Here is a 19,127-nt window from a genome sequence, read left to right as displayed (position 1 = left end):
GATGGCACTCAAGCATTATAACCCGACCAGCCCCGCCATGCGCGGGCTGGTGCTGATCGACCGTTCGGGTCTGCACAAGGGCGCGCCGGTAAAGGCGCTGACCGAGGGCAAGCGCAAGAGCGGCGGTCGCAACAACAAGGGTCACGTGACCAGCCGCGGCATCGCGGGCGGCCACAAGCAGAAGTATCGCTACATCGACTTCAAGCGTCGCAAGTGGGACGCCGAGGCGACGGTGGAGCGGCTCGAGTATGACCCGAACCGCACCGCGTTCATCGCGCTGGTGAGCTATGCCGATGGCGAGCAGGCCTATATCATCGCGCCGCAGCGCCTTGGTGTCGGTGACAAGATCGTTGCCGGCAAGAAGACCGACGTGAAGCCGGGCAATGCCATGGAGCTGGGCCAGGTGCCGGTCGGCACCATCGTCCACAACGTGGAGATGAAGCCGGGCAAGGGCGGTCAGATCGCGCGTTCGGCTGGCACCTATGTGCAGGTCGTTGGTCGTGATCGCGGGCTGGTGATCGTTCGCCTGAACTCGGGCGAGCAGCGCTACATCCGCAGCGATTGCATGGCCACGGTTGGCGCGGTGTCGAACCCCGACAACCAGAACCAGAACTTCGGCAAGGCGGGTCGTACCCGCTGGATGGGCAAGCGTCCGCTGACCCGTGGCGTCGCGAAGAACCCGGTCGACCACCCGCACGGCGGCGGTGAAGGCCGCACCTCGGGCGGCCGTCACCCGGTCACCCCGTGGGGCAAGCCGACGAAGGGTGCGCGCACCCGCCACAACAAGGCGACGGACAAGATGATCATCCGCAGCCGTCACGCGAGGAAGAAGTAATGGCTCGCTCCGTCTGGAAGGGTCCGTTCGTGGACCTTCATCTGCTGAAGAAGGCAGAGGTGGCGCAGGATCAGGGCACCCGCGCAGGTCCGATCAAGACCTGGTCGCGTCGTTCGACGATCCTCCCGCAGTTCGTCGGCCTGACGTTCAACGTCTACAATGGCCGCAAGTTCGTGCCGGTGTCGGTGAACGAAGAGATGGTTGGCATGAAGCTGGGTGAGTTTGCGCCGACGCGCTACTTCCCGGGTCACGCCGCTGACAAGAAGGGCAAGCGCTGATGAGCAAGCCTCAGTCCCCCCGCAAGGTCGGCGAGAAGGAAGCGCTCTCGGTCGGCACGCAGATCCGTGGTTCGGCGCAGAAGCTGAATCTGGTCGCTGGCCTGATCCGCGGTCGTTCGGCTGCTGACGCGATGAACATCCTCGCCTTCTCCAAGAAGGCGATGGCGGTTGACGCGCGCAAGGTGCTGGCTTCGGCCATCGCCAACGCCGAGAACAACCACAACCTCGACGTTGACGCACTCGTCGTCGCCGAGGCCTCGGTCGGCAAGTCGATCACCATGAAGCGGTTCGCCACGCGCGGCCGCGGCAAGTCCACCCGTATCCTGAAGCCGTTCTCGCGGCTGCGGATCGTCGTGCGCGAGCAGGAAGAAGCCTAATGGGTCACAAGAGCAACCCGATCGGTCTGCGCCTGCAGATCAACCGCACCTGGGACAGCCGCTGGTACGCCGACGGCGCCGACTATGGTCGCCTGCTGCTGGAGGATCTGAAGATCCGTCAGTACATCCTGAAGACGCTGCCGCAGGCCGCGATCTCCAAGGTGGTGATCGAGCGTCCGGCCAAGCTGTGCCGCATCTCCATCTTCGCCGCGCGCCCGGGCGTGATCATCGGCAAGAAGGGCTCGGACATCGAGAAGCTGCGCAAGACGCTCGGCGCGATGACCAGCTCGGACGTTTCGCTGAACATCGTCGAGATCCGCAAGCCGGAAGTCGACGCGAAGCTCGTCGCGCAGGGCATTGCCGATCAGCTGGAGCGCCGTATCGCGTTCCGTCGCGCCATGAAGCGCGCGGTTCAGTCCGCGATGCGCCTGGGTGCCGATGGCATCCGCGTTGCTTGCGGTGGCCGTCTCGGCGGCGCCGAGATCGCACGCTCGGAAAGCTATCGCGAAGGCCGCGTTCCGCTGCACACGCTGCGCGCGAACATGGACTATGCCGAGGCGCAGGCCCACACCGCTTATGGCGTGTGCGGCGTCAAGGTCTGGATCTTCAAGGGTGAGATCCTGGGCCATGATCCGACGGCGACCGATCGCCTGATGATGGAGGCCCAGACCTCCGGCGTGCGCCCTGCGCGCGATGACCGCCGCTAAGGAGTAGAAGAAGTGCTGCAACCAAAGCGCACCAAGTTCCGCAAGGCGTTCAAGGGCCGCATCAGCGGCGACGCCAAGGGCGGTACCGCGCTCAACTTCGGGTCCTATGGCCTGAAGGCAATGGAGCCGGAGCGCATCACCGCGCGTCAGATCGAGGCGGCTCGCCGCGCGATCACGCGTCACATCAAGCGTCAGGGTCGCCTCTGGATCCGCGTGTTCCCGGACGTGCCCGTGTCGGGCAAGCCGGCCGAAGTCCGCATGGGCTCGGGTAAGGGCTCGCCGGAGTTCTGGGCGGCACGCGTCAAGCCGGGCCGTATCCTGTTCGAGCTGGACGGCGTTCCGGGGCCGCTCGCTGCCGAGGCGTTCGAGCGCGCGGCAATGAAGCTCCCCATCAAGACCAAGGTCGTGGCGCGCCTCGGCGACACGTCGCACCTCGGAGGCGAGTGAGATGGCAAACAAGACCGATTTCAACGGCCAGTCGGACGACCAACTGTCCGAACAGCTGGGCAACCTGAAGCGCGAGCAGTTCAACCTGCGCTTCCAGGCGGCGACCAACCAGCTCGAGAAGCCGAGCCGCGTGCGCGAGGTCCGCAAGGACATCGCCCGCATCAAGACCCTGCAGGCGCAGCGTTCCGCTGCCGCCGGCAAGTAAGAGGACCACAGCCATGCCGAAGCGCGTGCTGACCGGGCTGATCGTCTCCGACAAGGGCGACAAGACGGTGGTGGTGAACGTTGAGCGTAAGGTGAAGCACCCGCTCTACGGCAAGATCATCCGCCGTTCGAAGAAGTACCACGCCCATGACGAGGCGAACGAGTACAAGCAGGGCGAGACCGTGCGCATCGAAGAGACCGCGCCGATCTCCAAGCTGAAGACCTGGAAGGTCGTCGATCGGGTCAACACCCATGCGACGCCGGAGCGGGTCGAGATCGACGAGCCGGCCTCGGCGTAAGCCGCAGGCCCGGGTCGAAGACCAGGGCGCTTTTGTCAGTATCGGCCAGGGTCCGGGTAAAGCCGGAGACCAGTCGAGGGGCAGGGGCGATCGAGAGCAGGTAAAGGTGCAGCCCCGCGGGGCCTTGCCTTTTTCCTGTGGAGCGGCTAACGGGCCGCTCCCCCTGGACGCGCTGAGCCGCGGCCGGGGTCATTTTTTTAAGGCGGGGTTGGGTCGGTATCCACCCCATAGCGAGAAGGAAGCGGATCAATGATCCAGATGCAGTCCAATCTCGACGTCGCTGACAACAGCGGTGCGAAGCGGGTTCAGTGCATCAAGGTGCTTGGTGGTTCCAAGCGCCGCACGGCCAGCGTCGGCGACATCATTGTCGTGTCGATCAAGGAAGCGCAGCCGCGCGGCAAGGTGAAGAAGGGTGACGTGCACCGCGCCGTCATCGTTCGCACCGCCAAGGACATTCATCGTGCGGACGGTTCGACCATCCGTTTCGATTCGAACGCCGCTGTGCTGGTCAACAAGAACGAGGAGCCGATCGGCACCCGTATCTTTGGCCCGGTGGTGCGTGAGCTTCGCGGCAAGAAGCACATGAAGATCATCTCGCTGGCTCCGGAGGTGCTGTAATGGCCGCCGCAAAGATCAAGAAGGGTGATCAGGTCATCGTTCTGTCCGGCAAGGACAAGGGCAAGACCGGCACCGTGACCGCCGCCATGCCGAAGGACGGCAAGGTTGTCGTCGCCGGCGTGAACGTCGCAACCCGTCACACCAAGCCGTCGCAGATGAACCCGCAGGGCGGCCTAAACCGCTTTGAAGCGCCGCTGCACATCTCGAAGGTCGCTCACGTCACTGCCGATGGCAAGCCGACGCGCGTCCGTTTCGAGACGCAGGACGGCAAGAAGGTTCGTGTTGCGGTCAAGACCGGGGAGAAGATCGATGGCTGATGGCTACACGCCCCGCCTGCGCAAGCAGTATGACGAGACGATCGTCAAGGCGATGGTCGAGAAGTTCGGCTACAAGAACGTGCTCGAGATCCCGCGGATCGAGAAGATCGTGCTGAACATGGGCGTCGGTGAGGCGACCCAGGACAAGAAGCGCGTCGAGCAGGCTGCGTCCGAGATGGAGCTGATCGCTGGTCAGAAGCCGGTGATCACCAAGGCGAAGAAGTCGATCGCGCAGTTCAAGCTGCGTGAAGGCATGCCGATCGGCGTGAAGGTAACCCTTCGCCGCGAGCGCATGTACGAGTTCCTCGACCGCTTTATCACGATCGCGCTGCCGCGTGTTCGCGACTTCCGCGGCCTGAACCCGAAGAGCTTCGATGGTCGTGGCAACTATGCCTGCGGCCTGAAGGAACAGATCGTGTTCCCGGAGATCAACTATGACCGCATCGACAAGGTGCGCGGCATGGACGTGATCGTCACCACGACCGCCAAGACCGACGAGGAAGCGCGCGAGCTGCTTCGTCTGTTCGGCTTCCCGTTCCCGCGGGATGAGGCGGATGAAGAGAAGAAGGCGGCGTGAGCCCCTTGGCAACGAATTGAACGAGAGAGCTTAAGTCCATGGCGAAACTGAGTTCCGTGAACAAGAACGAGCGTCGCAAGAAGCTCGTGAAGCAATATGCCGGCAAGTATGCGAAGCTGAAGGCGCAGGCGAACGACAAGTCGCTGGATGAGACCGAGCGTCTCATCGCGCGGCTCAAGATGGCCGAGCTGCCCCGCAACGCGAACCCGACCCGCGTCCGCAACCGTTGCGAGATCACCGGTCGTCCGCGCGCTTACTACCGCAAGTTCCGCCTCGCCCGCGTGATGCTGCGTGATCTGGCCAACAAGGGCCTGATCCCGGGTCTGACGAAGTCGAGCTGGTAAGGATCACGAAGATGGCAGTGACCGATCCCCTGGGTGACCTGCTCACCCGCATCCGCAATGGCCAGCGCGCGCGCAAGGACAGCGTCGTATCGCCGGCTTCCAAGCTGCGGACCCGCGTGCTCGACGTGCTTCAGCGCGAAGGCTACATTCGTGGCTATAGCGAGGAAGATCTGGGCCCCGTGAAGGGCGTCCGTATCGAGCTGAAGTATTTCGAGGGCCAGCCGGCGATCAAGCATGTCGCCCGCGTCTCGAAGCCTGGTCGTCGCATCTACAGCGGGTCGCAGGACCTGCCGCGCGTGATGAATGGCCTGGGCATCACCATCGTCTCGACGCCGCGCGGCGTGCTTTCCGATGCGGAAGCACGTGAGCAGAACGTCGGCGGCGAAGTGCTGGCGGAGGTGTTCTGATGAGCCGCATTGGTAAAAAGGCGGTTCCGGTTCCGGCTGGCGTCACCGCCACCGTTTCTGGCAACCAGCTGTCGGTGAAGGGGCCCAAGGGCGCCCTTTCGCTGACCATGTCGGACCTGATCACCTACGACATCCAGTCCGATGGTATTTCGGTTCAGCCGGCGAACGACTCCAAGCAGGCGCGCTCCTTCTGGGGCATGCAGCGCACGCTGGTGCAGAACCTGGTTACCGGCGTGACCGAGGGCTTCACCAAGAAGCTGGTCATCACCGGCGTCGGCTATCGCGCCTCGGCGCAGGGCCGGAAGCTGAAGCTTCAGCTCGGCTACAGCCACGATGTAGACATCGACGTGCCGGAAGGCATCGAGGTGAAGACCCCGGATCAGACCACGGTCGAGATCTCGGGCGCCGACAAGCAGAAGGTGGGCCAGCTGGCCGCCGAGATCCGCCGCTGGCGCAAGCCCGAGCCGTACAAGGGTAAGGGCATCAAGTACGACGGCGAGTTCATCTTCCGTAAGGAAGGAAAGAAGAAGTGAGCAAGGGCCTTTCGCTTTTCGAGAAGCGGCGTCGCCGCAACCGTACGGCGCTTCGTGCGCGCAGCGGTGGGCGTCCGCGCCTGTCGGTTCATCGTTCGGGCAAGCACATCTATGCCCAGGTGATCGACGATGCGCAGGGTCGCACCGTCGCCTCCGCCTCGACCCTGCAGGGCCACGAGGGCGCGACGTCGAACGTCGATGCGGCCTCGGCCGTGGGCAAGCGTATCGCCGAGGCCGCGAAGGCGGCTGGCGTCACGCAGGTCGTGTTCGATCGTGGCGGCTTCCTCTTTCACGGCCGGGTGAAGGCGCTGGCGGAAGCCGCGCGCGAAGCCGGACTGGAGTTCTAAGACATGGCTGACGAGAACAACACCGAAGTGCAGGCGACGGCGCCTGAGGCGAATGCCGGTGCCGGTGAGGCTCCGCGCGGTCGCGGTGGTCGCGGCCGTGGCGGTGACCGTGGTGGTCGCGGCGGACGTGATGGCGGCCGTGGCCGTCGTGATGACCGCAACCGGGACGAGGGCGGTGAAGAGCTGATCGAGAAGCTCGTTCACATCAACCGCGTGTCCAAGACGGTGAAGGGCGGTAAGCGCTTCGGCTTCGCAGCGCTGGTCGTCGTTGGTGACGGCAAGGGCCGCGTGGGCTTCGGCCACGGCAAGGCGCGCGAAGTGCCGGAAGCGATTTCCAAGGCCACGGCCGCTGCCAAGAAGGCAATGGTTCGCGTTCCGCTGAAGGAAGGCCGCACGCTGCACCATGATGGCAATGGCCATTTCGGTGCAGGCCGCGTAACCGTTCGCTCGGCGCCGCAGGGTACCGGCATCATCGCCGGCGGTCCGATGCGTGCGATTTTCGAATCGCTGGGCGTCGCCGACGTGGTGACCAAGTCGATCGGCACGTCGAACCCGTACAACATGATCCGCGCCACCTTCGAGGCGCTGAACAGCCAGACTTCGCCGAAGTCGGTTGCGCAGCGTCGTGGCAAGAAGATCGCCGACCTGCTCGGTCGCGGCCATGGCGCTGATGCGCAGACCGCCGCTGCCGAAGCCGCGGCCGTCACGGAGTAAGCCGACATGGCAACCATCAAGGTCAAGCAGACCGGATCGCCGATCCGTCGTACCAAGGATCAGCGCGCGACGCTGATCGGCCTGGGCCTCAACAAGATGCACCGGGTTGCGGAGCTCGAGGATTCCCCCGAGGTTCGTGGCATGATCCGGAAGGTGCAGCACATGGTCGAGGTTCAGGACTGAACGTCCTCACCTGACTAGTGACAAAATGCGGATGGGGGGCTATCGGCCCCCCTTCCTTTATTCAGCGCGAAAACAGCGAAAGCGAGTGCACACATGAAACTGAACGAACTGCGGGACAACGAAGGCGCCCGTCATCGCAAGATCCGCGTCGGTCGCGGTATCGGCTCTGGCAAGGGCAAGACCGGTGGTCGCGGCCAGAAGGGCCAGAAGAGCCGTGAGGGCGTGTCCATCGCGGGCTTCGAGGGTGGCCAGATGCCGCTTCACATGCGCCTGCCGAAGCGTGGCTTCAACAACATCTTCGCCAAGGACTACGCCGAGGTGAACCTCGTCGCGATCCAGAAGGCTGTCGATTCGGGCAAGCTGACGGCAACGGACGTCGATCACGCAGCGCTCAAGGCCGCTGGCCTCGCACGCGGTGGCAAGAATGGCGTGCGCGTGCTCGGCAAGGGCGAGCTGACGGCCAAGCTGAACTTCACCGTCGCCGGCGTGTCTGCCAGCGCCCGTGAGGCGATCGAGAAGGCGGGTGGCTCCGTCTCGGTGATCGAGGTTGTTCCTGCTGCCGAAAAGGCTGCCGCGAAGAAGGGCAAGGCGCGCGAGGCGCGGCTCGCCGACAAGGCCGCCAAGCAGGGCAAGTAATCGTAGCTGCCACCCCGGCCACCGCCGGGGTCCAGTTACGGGCCGCTCGCGACTGGGCTCCTGGCATTGCCGGAGCGGAAATTGCTCGGTGGGTTAGACAAGCCTTCGAGCGCGACTATATGAGCGGCGGGGCGGGGGCATCAGCACCTTCTCCGCCGTTTCTGTTTCAGACCAAGGCCCAAGGCTATTATGGCATCCGCAGCCGACCAGATGGCGCAAAATCTCAGCCTCGCGAAGTTCGCGCAGGCCACCGATCTCAAGAAGAGGCTGTGGTTCACGATCGGTGCGCTGATCGTCTTCCGTCTGCTCAGCTACGTGCCGTTGCCCGGCATTGACCCGACCGGGCTTGCCGCGCTGGCGCAGCAGACCAAGGGCGGCGTGCTTGATTTCTTCAACACCTTCTCGGGCGGCGCGCTGGAGCGTGCCTCGCTGATCGCGCTCGGCGTGATGCCGTACATCACGGCGTCGATCGTCGTGCAGCTCGCGACCTCGCTGTCGCCGCAGCTCGCCGCGATTAAGAAGGAAGGCGAGAGCGGGCGCAAGAAGCTGAACCAGTACACGCGCTACGGCACGGTGCTGCTGACGGCGATCCAGGGTTATGTGATTGCGACCGGCCTTGAGGCTGGGGGCGCGGTTGTCGAGCCAGGCATGCTGTTCCGCGTTGCTGCGGTGATCTCGCTGATCGGCGGCACCATGTTCCTGATGTGGATCGGTGAGCAGATCACCAGCCGCGGGATCGGCAACGGCATTTCGCTGATCATCATGGCCGGCATCGTTGCGCACCTGCCCACGACGCTCGTCAACCTCCTCGAAGGTGGCCGCACCGGCTCGATGAGCCCGGCGGTGGTGATCGCGATCATCCTGGCGGTGGTCGGTCTGATCCTCTTCATCTGCTTCATGGAGCGCGCGCAGCGCCGCATCCTGATCCAATATCCCAAGCGTCAGACCGCGCGCGGGGTGCAGGCGGACCGGAGCCACCTGCCGCTGAAGATCAACACGGCCGGCGTGATCCCGCCGATCTTCGCCTCCTCGCTGTTGCTGCTTCCGCTGACGATCACGCAGTTCGCCGGCAATCGCGTGTCGGGCGAGAGCTGGTGGGGCGATACGATCATCTCGCTCAATCAGTGGCTCCAGCACGGCAGCCCGCTGTACATGCTGCTCTACGGTGCCGGCATCATCTTCTTCTCGTTCTTCTACACCGCGGTCGTGTTCAACCCGGAAGAGACCGCGGAGAATCTGAAGCGCTACGGCGGGTTCATCCCGGGCATCCGTCCGGGCAAGAACACCGAGCAGTATTTCGATTACGTCCTCACCCGTATCACGGTGATCGGCGCGGCCTATCTGGCGGTGATCTGTCTACTGCCGGAATATCTGGTGTCGGCGCTGTCCATCCCGTTCTATCTCGGCGGGACGAGCCTGCTGATCGTCGTGAACGTCACCATGGACACGGTCACGCAGATCCAGTCGCATCTGCTGGCGCATCAATATGGCGATCTCATCAAGAAGGCGAAACTGAAGGGTGGCCGGCTGCGCTGAGGCGGGCCGACAACACACACAGGGGAGGCGTTTTCGCGTGAACATCATTCTTCTGGGGCCGCCGGGGGCGGGCAAGGGGACTCAGTCCGAACGGTTGGTCGCGGAGCGCGGCATGGTTCAGCTGTCGACCGGGGACATGTTGCGGGCTGCGGTGAAGGCCGGCACACCGGTCGGTCTCCAGGCGAAGGCCGTCATGGATGCGGGCGAGCTCGTCTCCGACGCGATCGTCTCGGCGTTGATCGGGGAGAATCTCGATCGCCTGGTGCAGGGTGAAGGCGCGATCTTCGATGGCTATCCGCGCACGGCAGCGCAGGCCGATGCGCTTGACCTTCTGCTCGAGGAGCGGTCCCGTACGCTCGACCATGTGATCGAGCTCGCCGTCGATGAAGATGCGCTGGTGGAGCGGATTGTTGGTCGTTTCACCTGCGCCAATTGCGGCGCGGGCTATCACGACACGTTCAAGCAGCCGAAGGTCGCGGACACTTGCGACATATGTGGCGCGCATGAGTTCAAGCGTCGCCCCGACGACAATGAGGAAACGGTCCGCACCCGCATGGCGGAATATCGCGCCAAGACCGCGCCGATTCTGCCGATCTACGAGGCGCGCGGGCTGGTGCGCCGCGTCGACGGCATGGCGGACATCGCCGAAGTGACCCGGTCGATCGAGGCGATCCTCGACGGTAGATAACGTCGTCCGGTATATCCCGTGCATCGGGAGGGACGAGGATGCAGACGAGACTCGGGTGCGCGATTGCGGCCGCGGCGCTGTCCACGGCCGCGGGGCAGGCGCGAGGCGATGTGATCGCGGTTCATCCGGGCGGCTTTGAGACGGCCGCTGTCGTGTCCATTGCCGCCCCTGCGGAGCGGGTGTGGGCGACATTGCAGTCGCCGGCGCTCTGGTGGGAGCCCGAGCACACCTATTCCGGCGACTCGGCAAACCTCAGTCTGGGCGCGCAAGCCGGCGGCTGTTTTTGCGAGCGGCTGCCGGGCAGTGGAAGTGTCGAGCACGCCCGGGTCATCTATATCCAGCCCTCCCAGGTTCTGCGGTTGCAAGGCGGACTGGGTCCGCTCCAGGCCGAGGCCGTCACGGGCGTGCTCACGTTCGAGCTGCTCGCCCAGGAGACGGGGACAACGCAGGTCAAGATGACCTATCTCGTCAGCGGACATCTGCGCGCCGGATCGGAGAAGCTGGCGCCGCTCGTAGATCAGGTTCTGACCTTGCAGTTGCAGCGGTTGAAGGCGGCTGCGCTCAAGTCGTTGCGGTGAGGCAAACGTCCGACAGCGAGACGGAACCGGACGCTTGACATCGCGTTTGCGCCTGCTTAGTTGACCGCCCTTCCATCAATCGGGTACCGGCAGCGTCTTGCGCGCTTGCCGCTTTCCTGCGTGGTGGAAATCTTGCGAGGAGATGGGGTGCGTGAACCATGCCGCACCCCGTGGAGCACGAGGAGAAAAGTTTCATGGCACGTATCGCGGGTGTCAACATCCCGACCAACAAGCGCGTCCTGATTGCGCTGCAGTACATTCACGGCATTGGCCCGGCAAAGGCCAAGGAACTCACCGAAAAGCTTTCGATCGCGCCGGAGCGCCGCGTGCAGGACCTGACCGATCAGGAAGTGCTGCAGATTCGTGAAGCCATCGACGCCGGCTACACCGTTGAGGGTGACCTGCGTCGCGAAACCGCGATGAACATCAAGCGTCTGATGGACCTCGCTTGCTATCGTGGCCTGCGCCACCGCAAGGGCCTGCCGGTCCGCGGCCAGCGCACGCACACCAACGCGCGCACCCGCAAGGGCAAGGCGAAGCCGATCGCAGGCAAGAAGAAGTAAGCGTTCACGCTTTCTCTTCGGTCGAGGGCCGGTCGCAGGCGTCACGCCTCCCGGCCTCCGCTTGAAACAAAGGTCAGGATTACCAAATGGCACAGGCACCGCAGCGTATTCGCCGTCGCGAGCGCAAGAACATCACCGCAGGCGTGGCGCACGTCAACGCCAGCTTCAACAACACCATGATCACGATCACCGACGCGCAGGGTAATGCGATCAGCTGGTCGTCGGCCGGCATGATGGGCTTCAAAGGTTCGCGTAAGTCGACCCCTTATGCCGCCCAGGTCGCCGCCGAGGACGCCGGCAAGAAGGCCGCCGAGCACGGCGTTCGTACCCTTGAGGTCGAGGTGAAGGGTCCGGGTTCGGGCCGCGAGTCGGCGCTTCGCGCGCTGCAGGCGGTTGGTTTTCAGATCACGTCGATCCGCGACGTGACCTCGATCCCGCACAATGGTGTGCGTCCGTCGAAGCGCCGCCGCGTCTGATGATTTCTGGCCCCCGGCTGACGAGTCGGGGTGCCCTTTATTTTCCCGGCTGGTCGCGCCCCACGACTGGCCCAACATCAGGGGACACGAGCCTTGTCCGTCAACGCAAAGAACTGGCAGGAACTTAAGAAGCCCAACGCGCTCGAGAAGAAGGGCGGCGATGGCAAGCGCAAGGCGACCTTCGTTGCCGAGCCGCTGGAGCGTGGCTTTGGCCTGACGCTCGGCAACGCGCTGCGTCGCGTGCTGCTGTCGAGCCTGCAGGGCGCGGCCGTCACGTCGATCAAGATCGAGAACGTGCTGCACGAGTTCTCGAGCCTGGCGGGTGTTCGCGAGGACGTCACCGACATCGTCCTGAACGTGAAGCAGATTGCGCTCAAGATGCAGGGCGAGGGCCCGAAGCGTCTGCAGCTGTCGGCTACTGGCCCGGCAGAGGTGAAGGCTGGCGATATCGCAGTCTCTGGCGACATCGAAGTGATGAACCCGGAGCTGGTGATCTGCCACCTCGACGAGGGCGCGACGTTCAACATGGAACTGACCGCCGACACCGGCAAGGGTTATGTGCCCGCGACGGTGAACCGTCCGGCAGACGCACCGATCGGCCTCATCCCGGTCGACGCACTGTATTCGCCGGTGCGCCAGGTCAGCTACAAGGTCGATCCGACCCGCGTTGGCCAGGACCTCGACTATGACAAGCTGACGCTGACGGTCGAGACCGACGGCACAGTGACGCCGGAAGACGCGCTTGGCTATGCCGGCCGCATTCTTCAGGACCAGCTGGCGCTGTTCGTGCACTTCGACGACTCGGCCGTCACGCGCTCTGCGCCGGTTGGCGTTGCTGCTCCCGCGGCAGGAGCCGAGCCGGCGAGCGACACGCAGCAGATCAATCGTTACCTGCTCAAGAAGGTTGACGAGCTGGAGCTGTCGGTCCGTTCGGCGAACTGCCTCAAGAACGACAACATCATCTATATCGGCGATCTTGTCGGCAAGACCGAGGCCGAGATGCTGCGTACACCGAACTTCGGCCGCAAGTCCTTGAACGAAATCAAGGAAGTGCTGTCTTCGATGGGGCTGCGGCTGGGGATGGAAATCCCGGGCTGGCCGCCGGAAAACATCGAGGAAATGGCCAAGAAGCTCGAGCAGGAAATCATGGGCTGATTTCATCCCCGGTGCAGCAATGCTGCGCCGGGGGCGAAGCTGGCCTGGCCGGTGGCTCGGCGATGTCGAGCCTGATTGGCGGCGCGGCTTGGTCGCGGCGCCACCCGGCTAAAGGTTAAGCGGGACTTCGGCTTGAGGCCGGAGTGACGATATTTGGGTGGCCCGCGCGTCCCACCCGGCTTGGGGTTCCGTCAAACGGCCCCCTGACGAACGAGAAGGAAATACCATGCGCCATCGTGTAGGCGGTCGTAAGCTTCAGCGTACTTCCGCGCATCGCGCCGCCCTGTTCCGCAACATGTCGGCCGCGCTCATCAAGCATGAGCAGATCACCACCACGCTCGCCAAGGCGAAGGAGCTTCGCCCGTACATCGAGAAGCTGATTACTTTGGGCAAGAAGGGCGGCCTGTCGAACCGCCGTCTCGCCCATGCCCGTCTGCTTGACGATGCACAGCTGGTGAAGCTGTTCGACGTGCTGGCGCCGCGCTACGCCGATCGCAACGGTGGTTACACCCGCGTCATCAAGGCCGGCATCCGCGCGTCGGACGCGTCGCCGATGGCGATCATCGAGTTCGTGGATCGCGACGTGTCCGCCAAGGGCCAGGACTCCGGTCCGGTAATGAACGACGAGGATTTCGACGAAGCCGCCTGAGCGTCGCGTCGTAAACAGGAAAGGGGTCGCTTCGGAAACGGGGCGGCCCCTTTCGCATGTCTGGCTTCACAGGGGACGGTGAAGGAGGCGCACGCTGCCCCTTCCGGGAATCGCTCCGCGCCGCTACAGGCCCGCCATGGAACACTCCGACAGCATCCTCATCATCGACTTTGGCAGCCAGGTCACGCAGCTGATCGCCCGGCGCGTGCGCGAAGCAGGCGTGTACAGCGAGATCGCGCCGTTCCAGTCCGCCGCCGAGGCCTTCGAGCGGATGCAGCCAAAAGGCGTGATTCTCTCCGGCGGCCCAGCTTCGGTAGTTGACGAAGGAAGCCCGCGCGCGCCGCAGGCGGTGTTCGACAGCGGTGTGCCTCTGCTCGGCATCTGTTACGGCCAGCAGGTGATGAACACTCAGCTCGGCGGACGGGTTGAGAAGGGTTATTCCGGCGAGTTCGGTGAAGCGTTCGTCCAGGTGGATACGGCCTGCGGCTTGTTCGACGGCCTGTGGCGCGAAGGTGAACGGCACCAGGTGTGGATGAGCCACGGGGATCATGTGGCCGATCTGGCGCCCGGTTTCGCTCCCGTTGCATCCTCGGCGGGCGCGCCCTTTGCCATCACGGCCGATGAGCAGCGTCGGTATTATGGCATGCAGTTCCATCCTGAGGTGGTCCACACGCCGGACGGCGCGAAGCTGATCAAGAACTTCGCGCGCCATGTCTGCGGCCTGACCGGTGACTGGACCATGGCGGAGTTCCGCGAGACCAAGATCGCCGAGATCCGCGCGCAGGTCGGCAAGGGCAGGGTGATCTGCGGCTTGTCCGGCGGGGTCGACTCGGCCGTGGCCGCGGTGCTGATCCATGAGGCGATCGGCGATCAGCTGACTTGCGTATTTGTCGATCACGGCCTGATGCGCAGTGGTGAGGCCGAGCAGGTCGTCAGCCTCTTCCGCGGTCATTACAACATTCCGCTGGTCCACGTGAACGCCGAGACGTTGTTCCTGAGCGGCCTCGCCGGCGTGACCGATCCCGAGGCCAAGCGGAAGTTCATCGGCAAGACATTCATCGAAGTGTTCGAGGACGAAGCGCGCAAGATCGGTGGTGCAGAGTTCCTCGCGCAGGGGACGCTTTACCCGGATGTGATCGAAAGCGTCAGCTTCACCGGCGGGCCTTCGGTGACGATCAAGAGCCACCACAATGTGGGCGGGCTGCCCGAGCGCATGAACATGAAGCTCGTCGAGCCGCTGCGCGAGCTGTTCAAGGATGAGGTCCGCGAACTCGGACGCGAGCTCGGCCTGCCCGATGTTTTCGTTGGCCGCCATCCGTTCCCCGGGCCCGGCCTTGCGATCCGCATTCCCGGCGAGGTGACGCGCGAACGCTGCGACATTCTCCGCAAGGCGGACGCGATCTATCTCGAAGAGATCCGCAACGCCGGCCTGTACGATGCCATCTGGCAGGCCTTCGCCGTGCTGCTCCCCGTTCGGTCGGTCGGCGTGATGGGCGACGGCCGGACCTATGACAGCGTGCTGGCGTTGCGGGCCGTGACATCGACGGACGGCATGACGGCGCAGGCGTTTGAGTTTCCCGGTGGTTTCCTGCCGCGGGTGGCGACGCGCATCGTCAACGAGGTCAAGGGCATCAACCGCGTGACCTACGATTATACGTCCAAGCCGCCGGGCACGATCGAGTGGGAATGATGGTGGCGCCTTCGTCAGCAGACTGATCCCGAGCGCCTGTTTGGACGGGCTGACCTGACGTTGTCGGCCACGTCTGCCCGCTGCTCGGCGCGAGATTGGTCGAAAGCGGTTGTAATCCGAACATCTGCGCCGGACTTTCGGCAAACACGTGCACCAGAGCGCGAGATAGCCGCGGCACGAGCCGCTGCCCCGCGCCAGGTGACGGGGGCGCACAGCGATGCATGGCCGGGCGACAGTTGGCGCGAACCAACGTGAGGCGGCGCATGAAGGGCGGCCGATTACGATTGGTCTGCTCTGGCACTCACTGAATTCCGGCAACCTTGGTGTCGGTGCGCTCACCGTGGCCAATCTGACAATCGCGGCGCAGGTGGCGGAGGAGATTGGCCTCTCCCCGCGCTTCGTGATCATGGGTGCGCGGGATGAAGCTCAGCCGGTCATTCCTCTGCCGGGGGCGCGCTGTGTGCCGATCGACTGGCGGGCGCTTCGCCCCGGTGGCGCCCTCTGGCGGGCGATGGCGGATGTTGATTGCGTTCTGGATATCGGGGCAGGGGACAGCTTTGCCGATATCTATGGGCCGCGCCGCTTTTCCTTTCTCCTGATCAGCAAGCTGCTCGCCCTCGCCCGCGGCAAGCCGCTGATCTTATCGCCGCAGACGATCGGCCCTTTCACAAAGCGCGCCTATTCGCGGGCCGCGTCCTTCGTCATGGGGCGCAGCCGTGCCATCTTTGCGCGCGACGAGCTTTCCCGCGACGTTGCCCGTCGGATGGCGCCGGGCACCGACGTGCATCTTGCCGTCGATGTCGCGTTCGAGCTTCCGTTCGAGGACCGGTCGCACTTGCGCGGCGGGCCGCTGCTTCGCATCGGCGTGAACCCCTCCGGTCTGCTGTTCACCGAAGCAGAGCAGGGCAGCAACCGCTTCGGACTCGGCTATGATTATGCGCGCTTCACCCGTCGCCTGCTCACCGATCTGTGTTCGCGCGATGACGTGGAGGTTCACCTTGTTCCCCATGCCACCAGCAACAGGGACCCTTCGGATGATGACGGTGCCTTGTGCGATCGTCTCGCTGCCGAGTTCCCGGCCGCAATCCGCGTGCCGAACTTCGCCACGCCGTCAGCGGCGAAAAGTCACATCTCAAGCCTTGATCTGCTGATCGGGGCGCGAATGCATGCGTGTATCGCGGCATTTTCATCCGGCGTGCCGGTCGTCCCGGTGGCCTATAGCCGCAAATTCGGTGGGCTGTTCGGGCTGCTTGATTACGATACCATGATCCCGGTGAGCGGGATGAACGAAGACCAGGCGATCGCCCTGGTGCTGCGCTCGCTCACTGACCGACATGCCTTGGCAACGGCCGAAGCGGCGGGAATGGCGCGGGTCCGCAGCCTGCTGCAAGGCTATCGCGACGTTCTGCGCACCACATTTACCGCGGTGGGTGCGCGGACGTGAAGACCGTCTCTCCAACCGTCGCGCGTGTTCTGGCGGCCGATCTGTGCACTGGCTGCGGCCTGTGCGCAGGCGTGTCGGCGGGCGCGATTACGATGATTTCCGACCGCGGCTTCGCCCGGCCGCGCCAACATCGCCCGATCACCCGCGGTGCGGAGGCGCGGATCGCGGGATCCTGTCCCGGCAGGATCGTGTCGCCCTGGCCGCAAACGGCCAAGCGGCATCCGTTCTGGGGATCATGGCGACAAGTGCTGACGGGCGCCGCAAGCGATCCGCAAACCCGTTTCGCCGGAGCGTCGGGCGGCGCGCTTTCGGCGCTGTTGATCCACGCGCTGGATACCGGCCAGGTCGATCGCGTGCTCCATGTCGAGGCGGATCCGTCGCGGCCCACTGGCAACCGGATCCGGTGGTCTTCCTCGCGGGCAGAGGTGCTTGCGGGGGCTGGTTCTCGCTATGCCTCCTCATCCCCCTTGGTGGCGATCGAGCAGGCGCTGTCCGAGGGCGGGCGCTTCGCCTTTGTTGGAAAGCCTTGCGACGTGTCCGCGCTCCGCCAGCTCGGCCGCTATGACACGCGGGTCGCCAGCCATGTGCCGATCATACTCTCGTTCTTCTGTGGCGGCCTGCCGGGCAGCGCCGGGACGGACGAGATCCTGCGCTTCATGGGCCTTGCGCCGGAGGAGGTCACCGAATTCCGCTATCGAGGACAAGGGTGGCCGGGGCTGACCGTTGCACGCACGGCGGACGGCAGGTCGGGAGAAATGTCCTATGCCGATAGCTGGGGCAGGCACCTCAGCCGGCAAGTGCAGTTCCGATGCAAGATCTGCCCCGATGCGGTCGGCGGCGTGGCGGACATCGCCTGTGCGGATGCGTGGTACGGCGATGCGGCCGGATATCCCACGTTCGAGGAGCAGGACGGGCGCAGCCTCATCATCACCCGCACACCAGCAGGGGAAGCATTGCTGCGGTCTGCCGAGGCGGCCGGCGCGATCGAAACGGCGCCGCTCGCGATCGAAGAGGTGGAGTGGATGCAACCGGCCCAGGCGCAGCGCAAACGCATGATCGCTGCCCGTACGGCCGCAGTGCGCGCATCGTTCCAGCCGGTGCCGATCATGCGCAGTCTCGATATCTTTGCAGCGGCTCGGCTGGGGCGCTTATGGGATTCCGGGCATAACTTCCTCGGCACGATGCGGCGGGTGCTGCAACGGCGGACGCGCGGCCGACGTGCGATGGCAGCGGCGGAGCAAAGCGCGTGACCCTCGCTTCCGGCTGGCAATCGAGGCTCATCGCCGCACTGGCCGCCGCCCTCCCCACCGGCGCTGCAGCACAGGTGGAGGTTGATCGCGGCCGCACGTTTGAGGCGCCTGCCCGGGCATTCACCCTCTCAGTTTCGAACGATCTGCTGTACGACACCAACGTTGCTCGGGGAAATGAAGCCGCTGCCCTGCGGCGGGGGGTTGAAAAAGAGGACATTCGCCTCTCGCCCACGTTGGCGGTCGATTTGGCGCTGCCGAGCGGGCAGGCCCTTTTCACGGCGCGTGCCAGCCTTGGTTACGAGGCATATGTGCGCAACGACCGGTTGAATCGCGAACGCGTGGATGCGGCATTCGGAGCAAAGCTGCCGTTCGCGATTTGCGCACTAAATCCGGAACTCGGCTATGTTCGGCGGCAAAGCGATCTTGCTGATCTTGCGATCGACCCACTCGCGTCGGTCGCATCGACGGTGAACGTGCAGACCAGGGCGGATGCGGCTGCTGCGCTTACCTGCGGGCCGGACCTTGGAATTCGCCCGACCGGCTTCGTCCGCTACACCACGATCGACAATAGTGCGTCGCGGCGCAGGGCTCAGAATGTGGAGATCACGGGCGCAGGCACCGGGCTGAGCTACGTCAATCCACGTGTCGGCATCATCACGGCTTATGTCGAGCGGCTCGATTTCGAATATGATCAACGTCCGGCAAATGGCCTGCTTGGCGGCGACCGGTTCCAGCTCACCAGCGCCGGACTTCGCTTCGATCGCCGGCTCGGCGCGCAATTGCAGCTCGTCGGGTCACTCAGCTACGCTGATGCGGCGCTTCCAGCTTCCCTCGGATCGAGCGAGCGGTTCGATGGCCTGACGTGGAACCTGTCGGCGTCGCTGCGTGCTGGTGACCGGCTGATGCTGGCGCTGGCTACCGAACGGGCAATTGAATCGACGCCGGGGTTCTTCGCCAACTTCGTTCGCAAGACCAGCTATGGCGGCCTGGTCACCTATGCCGTGTCACCGCTGCTCCGCGCTACCGCGTCCCTGTCGCGGCGAGCGCGCGATTTCGAGATAACAGCGATCCAGCCGGGCTTGGCGATCAGCAACGACTCGATCGACTCGGCCACACTGCGTTTCGACTATCTACGTTCGCGTGTCCGGCTGCGCCTCGATGCTTCTTATCAGCGCCGCGATGCGGATCGTGACGCCTATGATTATGATGCGCTGCTGCTCACGTTCGGCGTGAGTTACGTCTTCAAGCGTTGAAGCCGCATCTAAGCGTCAAGAA

The 19,127-nt window shown here is 64.4% G+C and carries 28 protein-coding genes; all 28 read left to right on the top strand.

Going from position 1 to position 19,127, the window contains the following annotated elements:
* Position 1 precedes the first annotated feature (1 nt).
* Positions 2-835, top strand: a complete 834-nt coding sequence (gene rplB, locus BMX36_RS08050) for a 50S ribosomal protein L2 (RefSeq protein ID WP_066776787.1) — start codon at positions 2-4, stop codon at positions 833-835.
* Entirely contained in the window at positions 835-1,113 is a 279-nt protein-coding gene (rpsS, locus tag BMX36_RS08045; protein WP_066776785.1) for a 30S ribosomal protein S19, read from the top strand. Before rplB ends, rpsS begins: the two co-directional genes overlap by 1 nt.
* On the top strand, positions 1,113-1,490 hold the full coding sequence (gene rplV, locus BMX36_RS08040) for a 50S ribosomal protein L22 (RefSeq protein WP_046408556.1): 378 nt from the start codon (positions 1,113-1,115) through the stop codon (positions 1,488-1,490). Before rpsS ends, rplV begins: the two co-directional genes overlap by 1 nt.
* Entirely contained in the window at positions 1,490-2,197 is a 708-nt protein-coding gene (rpsC, locus tag BMX36_RS08035; RefSeq protein WP_066776782.1) for a 30S ribosomal protein S3, read from the top strand. The genes rplV and rpsC overlap by 1 nt, the downstream gene beginning before the upstream one ends.
* 12 nt (positions 2,198-2,209) lie before the next feature.
* Positions 2,210-2,644 carry a 50S ribosomal protein L16 gene (gene rplP, locus BMX36_RS08030; protein ID WP_066776779.1) on the top strand — a complete coding sequence of 145 codons (435 nt, stop codon included), beginning with the start codon at positions 2,210-2,212 and terminating at the stop codon, positions 2,642-2,644.
* 1 nt (position 2,645) lies between these two features.
* Positions 2,646-2,849 (top strand): 50S ribosomal protein L29, encoded by a 204-nt coding sequence (rpmC, locus tag BMX36_RS08025; RefSeq protein ID WP_066776776.1) that lies wholly within the window; start codon positions 2,646-2,648, stop codon positions 2,847-2,849.
* Between the two features lie 13 nt (positions 2,850-2,862).
* Positions 2,863-3,147, top strand: a complete 285-nt coding sequence (gene rpsQ / locus BMX36_RS08020; RefSeq protein WP_046408562.1) for a 30S ribosomal protein S17 — start codon at positions 2,863-2,865, stop codon at positions 3,145-3,147.
* Between the two features lie 249 nt (positions 3,148-3,396).
* Entirely contained in the window at positions 3,397-3,765 is a 369-nt protein-coding gene (gene rplN / locus BMX36_RS08015) for a 50S ribosomal protein L14 (protein WP_066776773.1), read from the top strand.
* Positions 3,765-4,082, top strand: a complete 318-nt coding sequence (rplX, locus tag BMX36_RS08010) for a 50S ribosomal protein L24 (protein ID WP_066776767.1) — start codon at positions 3,765-3,767, stop codon at positions 4,080-4,082. The genes rplN and rplX overlap by 1 nt, the downstream gene beginning before the upstream one ends.
* Entirely contained in the window at positions 4,075-4,659 is a 585-nt protein-coding gene (rplE, locus tag BMX36_RS08005; RefSeq protein WP_066776763.1) for a 50S ribosomal protein L5, read from the top strand. The genes rplX and rplE overlap by 8 nt, the downstream gene beginning before the upstream one ends.
* 38 nt (positions 4,660-4,697) lie before the next feature.
* Entirely contained in the window at positions 4,698-5,003 is a 306-nt protein-coding gene (gene rpsN, locus BMX36_RS08000) for a 30S ribosomal protein S14 (RefSeq protein ID WP_066776758.1), read from the top strand.
* An 11-nt stretch (positions 5,004-5,014) separates the two neighbouring features.
* Positions 5,015-5,410 carry a 30S ribosomal protein S8 gene (rpsH, locus tag BMX36_RS07995; RefSeq protein ID WP_066776755.1) on the top strand — a complete coding sequence of 132 codons (396 nt, stop codon included), beginning with the start codon at positions 5,015-5,017 and terminating at the stop codon, positions 5,408-5,410.
* On the top strand, positions 5,410-5,943 hold the full coding sequence (gene rplF / locus BMX36_RS07990; RefSeq protein WP_066776752.1) for a 50S ribosomal protein L6: 534 nt from the start codon (positions 5,410-5,412) through the stop codon (positions 5,941-5,943). Before rpsH ends, rplF begins: the two co-directional genes overlap by 1 nt.
* Positions 5,940-6,290 carry a 50S ribosomal protein L18 gene (rplR, locus tag BMX36_RS07985; RefSeq protein WP_066776749.1) on the top strand — a complete coding sequence of 117 codons (351 nt, stop codon included), beginning with the start codon at positions 5,940-5,942 and terminating at the stop codon, positions 6,288-6,290. Before rplF ends, rplR begins: the two co-directional genes overlap by 4 nt.
* Before the next feature lie 3 nt (positions 6,291-6,293).
* Complete coding sequence (gene rpsE, locus BMX36_RS07980) at positions 6,294-7,004, top strand: 30S ribosomal protein S5 (RefSeq protein ID WP_093064374.1); 711 nt, start codon at positions 6,294-6,296, stop codon at positions 7,002-7,004.
* Positions 7,005-7,010: 6 nt separating this feature from the next.
* The gene (gene rpmD / locus BMX36_RS07975; protein WP_066776743.1) at positions 7,011-7,187 is read left to right on the top strand and encodes a 50S ribosomal protein L30; all 177 of its coding nucleotides are present in this window, start codon (positions 7,011-7,013) and stop codon (positions 7,185-7,187) included.
* Positions 7,188-7,280: 93 nt separating this feature from the next.
* Positions 7,281-7,823, top strand: coding sequence for a 50S ribosomal protein L15 (gene rplO / locus BMX36_RS07970; protein ID WP_093064372.1), 543 nt, complete (start codon positions 7,281-7,283; stop codon positions 7,821-7,823).
* 189 nt (positions 7,824-8,012) lie between these two features.
* Positions 8,013-9,359 carry a preprotein translocase subunit SecY gene (gene secY / locus BMX36_RS07965; protein ID WP_093064370.1) on the top strand — a complete coding sequence of 449 codons (1,347 nt, stop codon included), beginning with the start codon at positions 8,013-8,015 and terminating at the stop codon, positions 9,357-9,359.
* Positions 9,360-9,396: 37 nt separating this feature from the next.
* Positions 9,397-10,047 (top strand): adenylate kinase, encoded by a 651-nt coding sequence (locus BMX36_RS07960; protein ID WP_066776732.1) that lies wholly within the window; start codon positions 9,397-9,399, stop codon positions 10,045-10,047.
* 38 nt (positions 10,048-10,085) lie between these two features.
* The gene (locus BMX36_RS07955) at positions 10,086-10,625 is read left to right on the top strand and encodes an SRPBCC family protein (RefSeq protein ID WP_093064368.1); all 540 of its coding nucleotides are present in this window, start codon (positions 10,086-10,088) and stop codon (positions 10,623-10,625) included.
* Between the two features lie 194 nt (positions 10,626-10,819).
* Positions 10,820-11,188, top strand: coding sequence for a 30S ribosomal protein S13 (gene rpsM, locus BMX36_RS07950; protein ID WP_066777085.1), 369 nt, complete (start codon positions 10,820-10,822; stop codon positions 11,186-11,188).
* 86 nt (positions 11,189-11,274) lie between these two features.
* On the top strand, positions 11,275-11,664 hold the full coding sequence (rpsK, locus tag BMX36_RS07945) for a 30S ribosomal protein S11 (protein WP_019516037.1): 390 nt from the start codon (positions 11,275-11,277) through the stop codon (positions 11,662-11,664).
* 93 nt (positions 11,665-11,757) lie between these two features.
* Positions 11,758-12,819, top strand: a complete 1,062-nt coding sequence (locus BMX36_RS07940) for a DNA-directed RNA polymerase subunit alpha (RefSeq protein ID WP_066776726.1) — start codon at positions 11,758-11,760, stop codon at positions 12,817-12,819.
* A 226-nt stretch (positions 12,820-13,045) separates the two neighbouring features.
* Complete coding sequence (gene rplQ / locus BMX36_RS07935; RefSeq protein WP_093064366.1) at positions 13,046-13,468, top strand: 50S ribosomal protein L17; 423 nt, start codon at positions 13,046-13,048, stop codon at positions 13,466-13,468.
* 136 nt (positions 13,469-13,604) lie between these two features.
* Entirely contained in the window at positions 13,605-15,158 is a 1,554-nt protein-coding gene (gene guaA, locus BMX36_RS07930) for a glutamine-hydrolyzing GMP synthase (RefSeq protein ID WP_093064364.1), read from the top strand.
* 340 nt (positions 15,159-15,498) lie between these two features.
* Positions 15,499-16,602 carry a polysaccharide pyruvyl transferase family protein gene (locus tag BMX36_RS07925; protein ID WP_177179054.1) on the top strand — a complete coding sequence of 368 codons (1,104 nt, stop codon included), beginning with the start codon at positions 15,499-15,501 and terminating at the stop codon, positions 16,600-16,602.
* Positions 16,599-17,852, top strand: coding sequence for a Coenzyme F420 hydrogenase/dehydrogenase, beta subunit C-terminal domain (locus tag BMX36_RS07920; protein WP_093064360.1), 1,254 nt, complete (start codon positions 16,599-16,601; stop codon positions 17,850-17,852). Before BMX36_RS07925 ends, BMX36_RS07920 begins: the two co-directional genes overlap by 4 nt.
* The gene (locus tag BMX36_RS07915; protein ID WP_093064358.1) at positions 17,849-19,105 is read left to right on the top strand and encodes a hypothetical protein; all 1,257 of its coding nucleotides are present in this window, start codon (positions 17,849-17,851) and stop codon (positions 19,103-19,105) included. Before BMX36_RS07920 ends, BMX36_RS07915 begins: the two co-directional genes overlap by 4 nt.
* Positions 19,106-19,127 lie beyond the last annotated feature (22 nt).

Origin of the sequence: Sphingomonas sp. OV641 (assembly GCF_900109205.1) — a bacterium.
Classification (GTDB): Bacteria; Pseudomonadota; Alphaproteobacteria; order Sphingomonadales; family Sphingomonadaceae; genus Sphingomonas.
This window is presented reverse-complemented; position numbering and strand designations above follow the sequence as displayed.

Excerpts from the sequence above, each read along its gene's own strand:
- BMX36_RS07955 (WP_093064368.1), top strand. The coding sequence starts at position 10,086 with ATGCAGACGAGACTCGGGTGCGCGATTGCGGCCGCGGCGCTGTCCACG.
- rplB (WP_066776787.1), top strand. The coding sequence starts at position 2 with ATGGCACTCAAGCATTATAACCCGACCAGCCCCGCCATGCGCGGGCTG.
- rpsK (WP_019516037.1), top strand. The coding sequence starts at position 11,275 with ATGGCACAGGCACCGCAGCGTATTCGCCGTCGCGAGCGCAAGAACATC.
- rpsE (WP_093064374.1), top strand. The coding sequence starts at position 6,294 with ATGGCTGACGAGAACAACACCGAAGTGCAGGCGACGGCGCCTGAGGCG.
- rpmD (WP_066776743.1), top strand. The coding sequence starts at position 7,011 with ATGGCAACCATCAAGGTCAAGCAGACCGGATCGCCGATCCGTCGTACC.
- rplE (WP_066776763.1), top strand. The coding sequence starts at position 4,075 with ATGGCTGATGGCTACACGCCCCGCCTGCGCAAGCAGTATGACGAGACG.
- rplF (WP_066776752.1), top strand. The coding sequence starts at position 5,410 with ATGAGCCGCATTGGTAAAAAGGCGGTTCCGGTTCCGGCTGGCGTCACC.
- rpsM (WP_066777085.1), top strand. The coding sequence starts at position 10,820 with ATGGCACGTATCGCGGGTGTCAACATCCCGACCAACAAGCGCGTCCTG.
- rpsH (WP_066776755.1), top strand. The coding sequence starts at position 5,015 with ATGGCAGTGACCGATCCCCTGGGTGACCTGCTCACCCGCATCCGCAAT.
- rpsS (WP_066776785.1), top strand. The coding sequence starts at position 835 with ATGGCTCGCTCCGTCTGGAAGGGTCCGTTCGTGGACCTTCATCTGCTG.
- secY (WP_093064370.1), top strand. The coding sequence starts at position 8,013 with ATGGCATCCGCAGCCGACCAGATGGCGCAAAATCTCAGCCTCGCGAAG.
- rpmC (WP_066776776.1), top strand. The coding sequence starts at position 2,646 with ATGGCAAACAAGACCGATTTCAACGGCCAGTCGGACGACCAACTGTCC.
- rplQ (WP_093064366.1), top strand. The coding sequence starts at position 13,046 with ATGCGCCATCGTGTAGGCGGTCGTAAGCTTCAGCGTACTTCCGCGCAT.
- rpsN (WP_066776758.1), top strand. The coding sequence starts at position 4,698 with ATGGCGAAACTGAGTTCCGTGAACAAGAACGAGCGTCGCAAGAAGCTC.
- rpsQ (WP_046408562.1), top strand. The coding sequence starts at position 2,863 with ATGCCGAAGCGCGTGCTGACCGGGCTGATCGTCTCCGACAAGGGCGAC.
- rplO (WP_093064372.1), top strand. The coding sequence starts at position 7,281 with ATGAAACTGAACGAACTGCGGGACAACGAAGGCGCCCGTCATCGCAAG.
- guaA (WP_093064364.1), top strand. The coding sequence starts at position 13,605 with ATGGAACACTCCGACAGCATCCTCATCATCGACTTTGGCAGCCAGGTC.
- rpsC (WP_066776782.1), top strand. The coding sequence starts at position 1,490 with ATGGGTCACAAGAGCAACCCGATCGGTCTGCGCCTGCAGATCAACCGC.
- rplV (WP_046408556.1), top strand. The coding sequence starts at position 1,113 with ATGAGCAAGCCTCAGTCCCCCCGCAAGGTCGGCGAGAAGGAAGCGCTC.
- rplN (WP_066776773.1), top strand. The coding sequence starts at position 3,397 with ATGATCCAGATGCAGTCCAATCTCGACGTCGCTGACAACAGCGGTGCG.
- rplX (WP_066776767.1), top strand. The coding sequence starts at position 3,765 with ATGGCCGCCGCAAAGATCAAGAAGGGTGATCAGGTCATCGTTCTGTCC.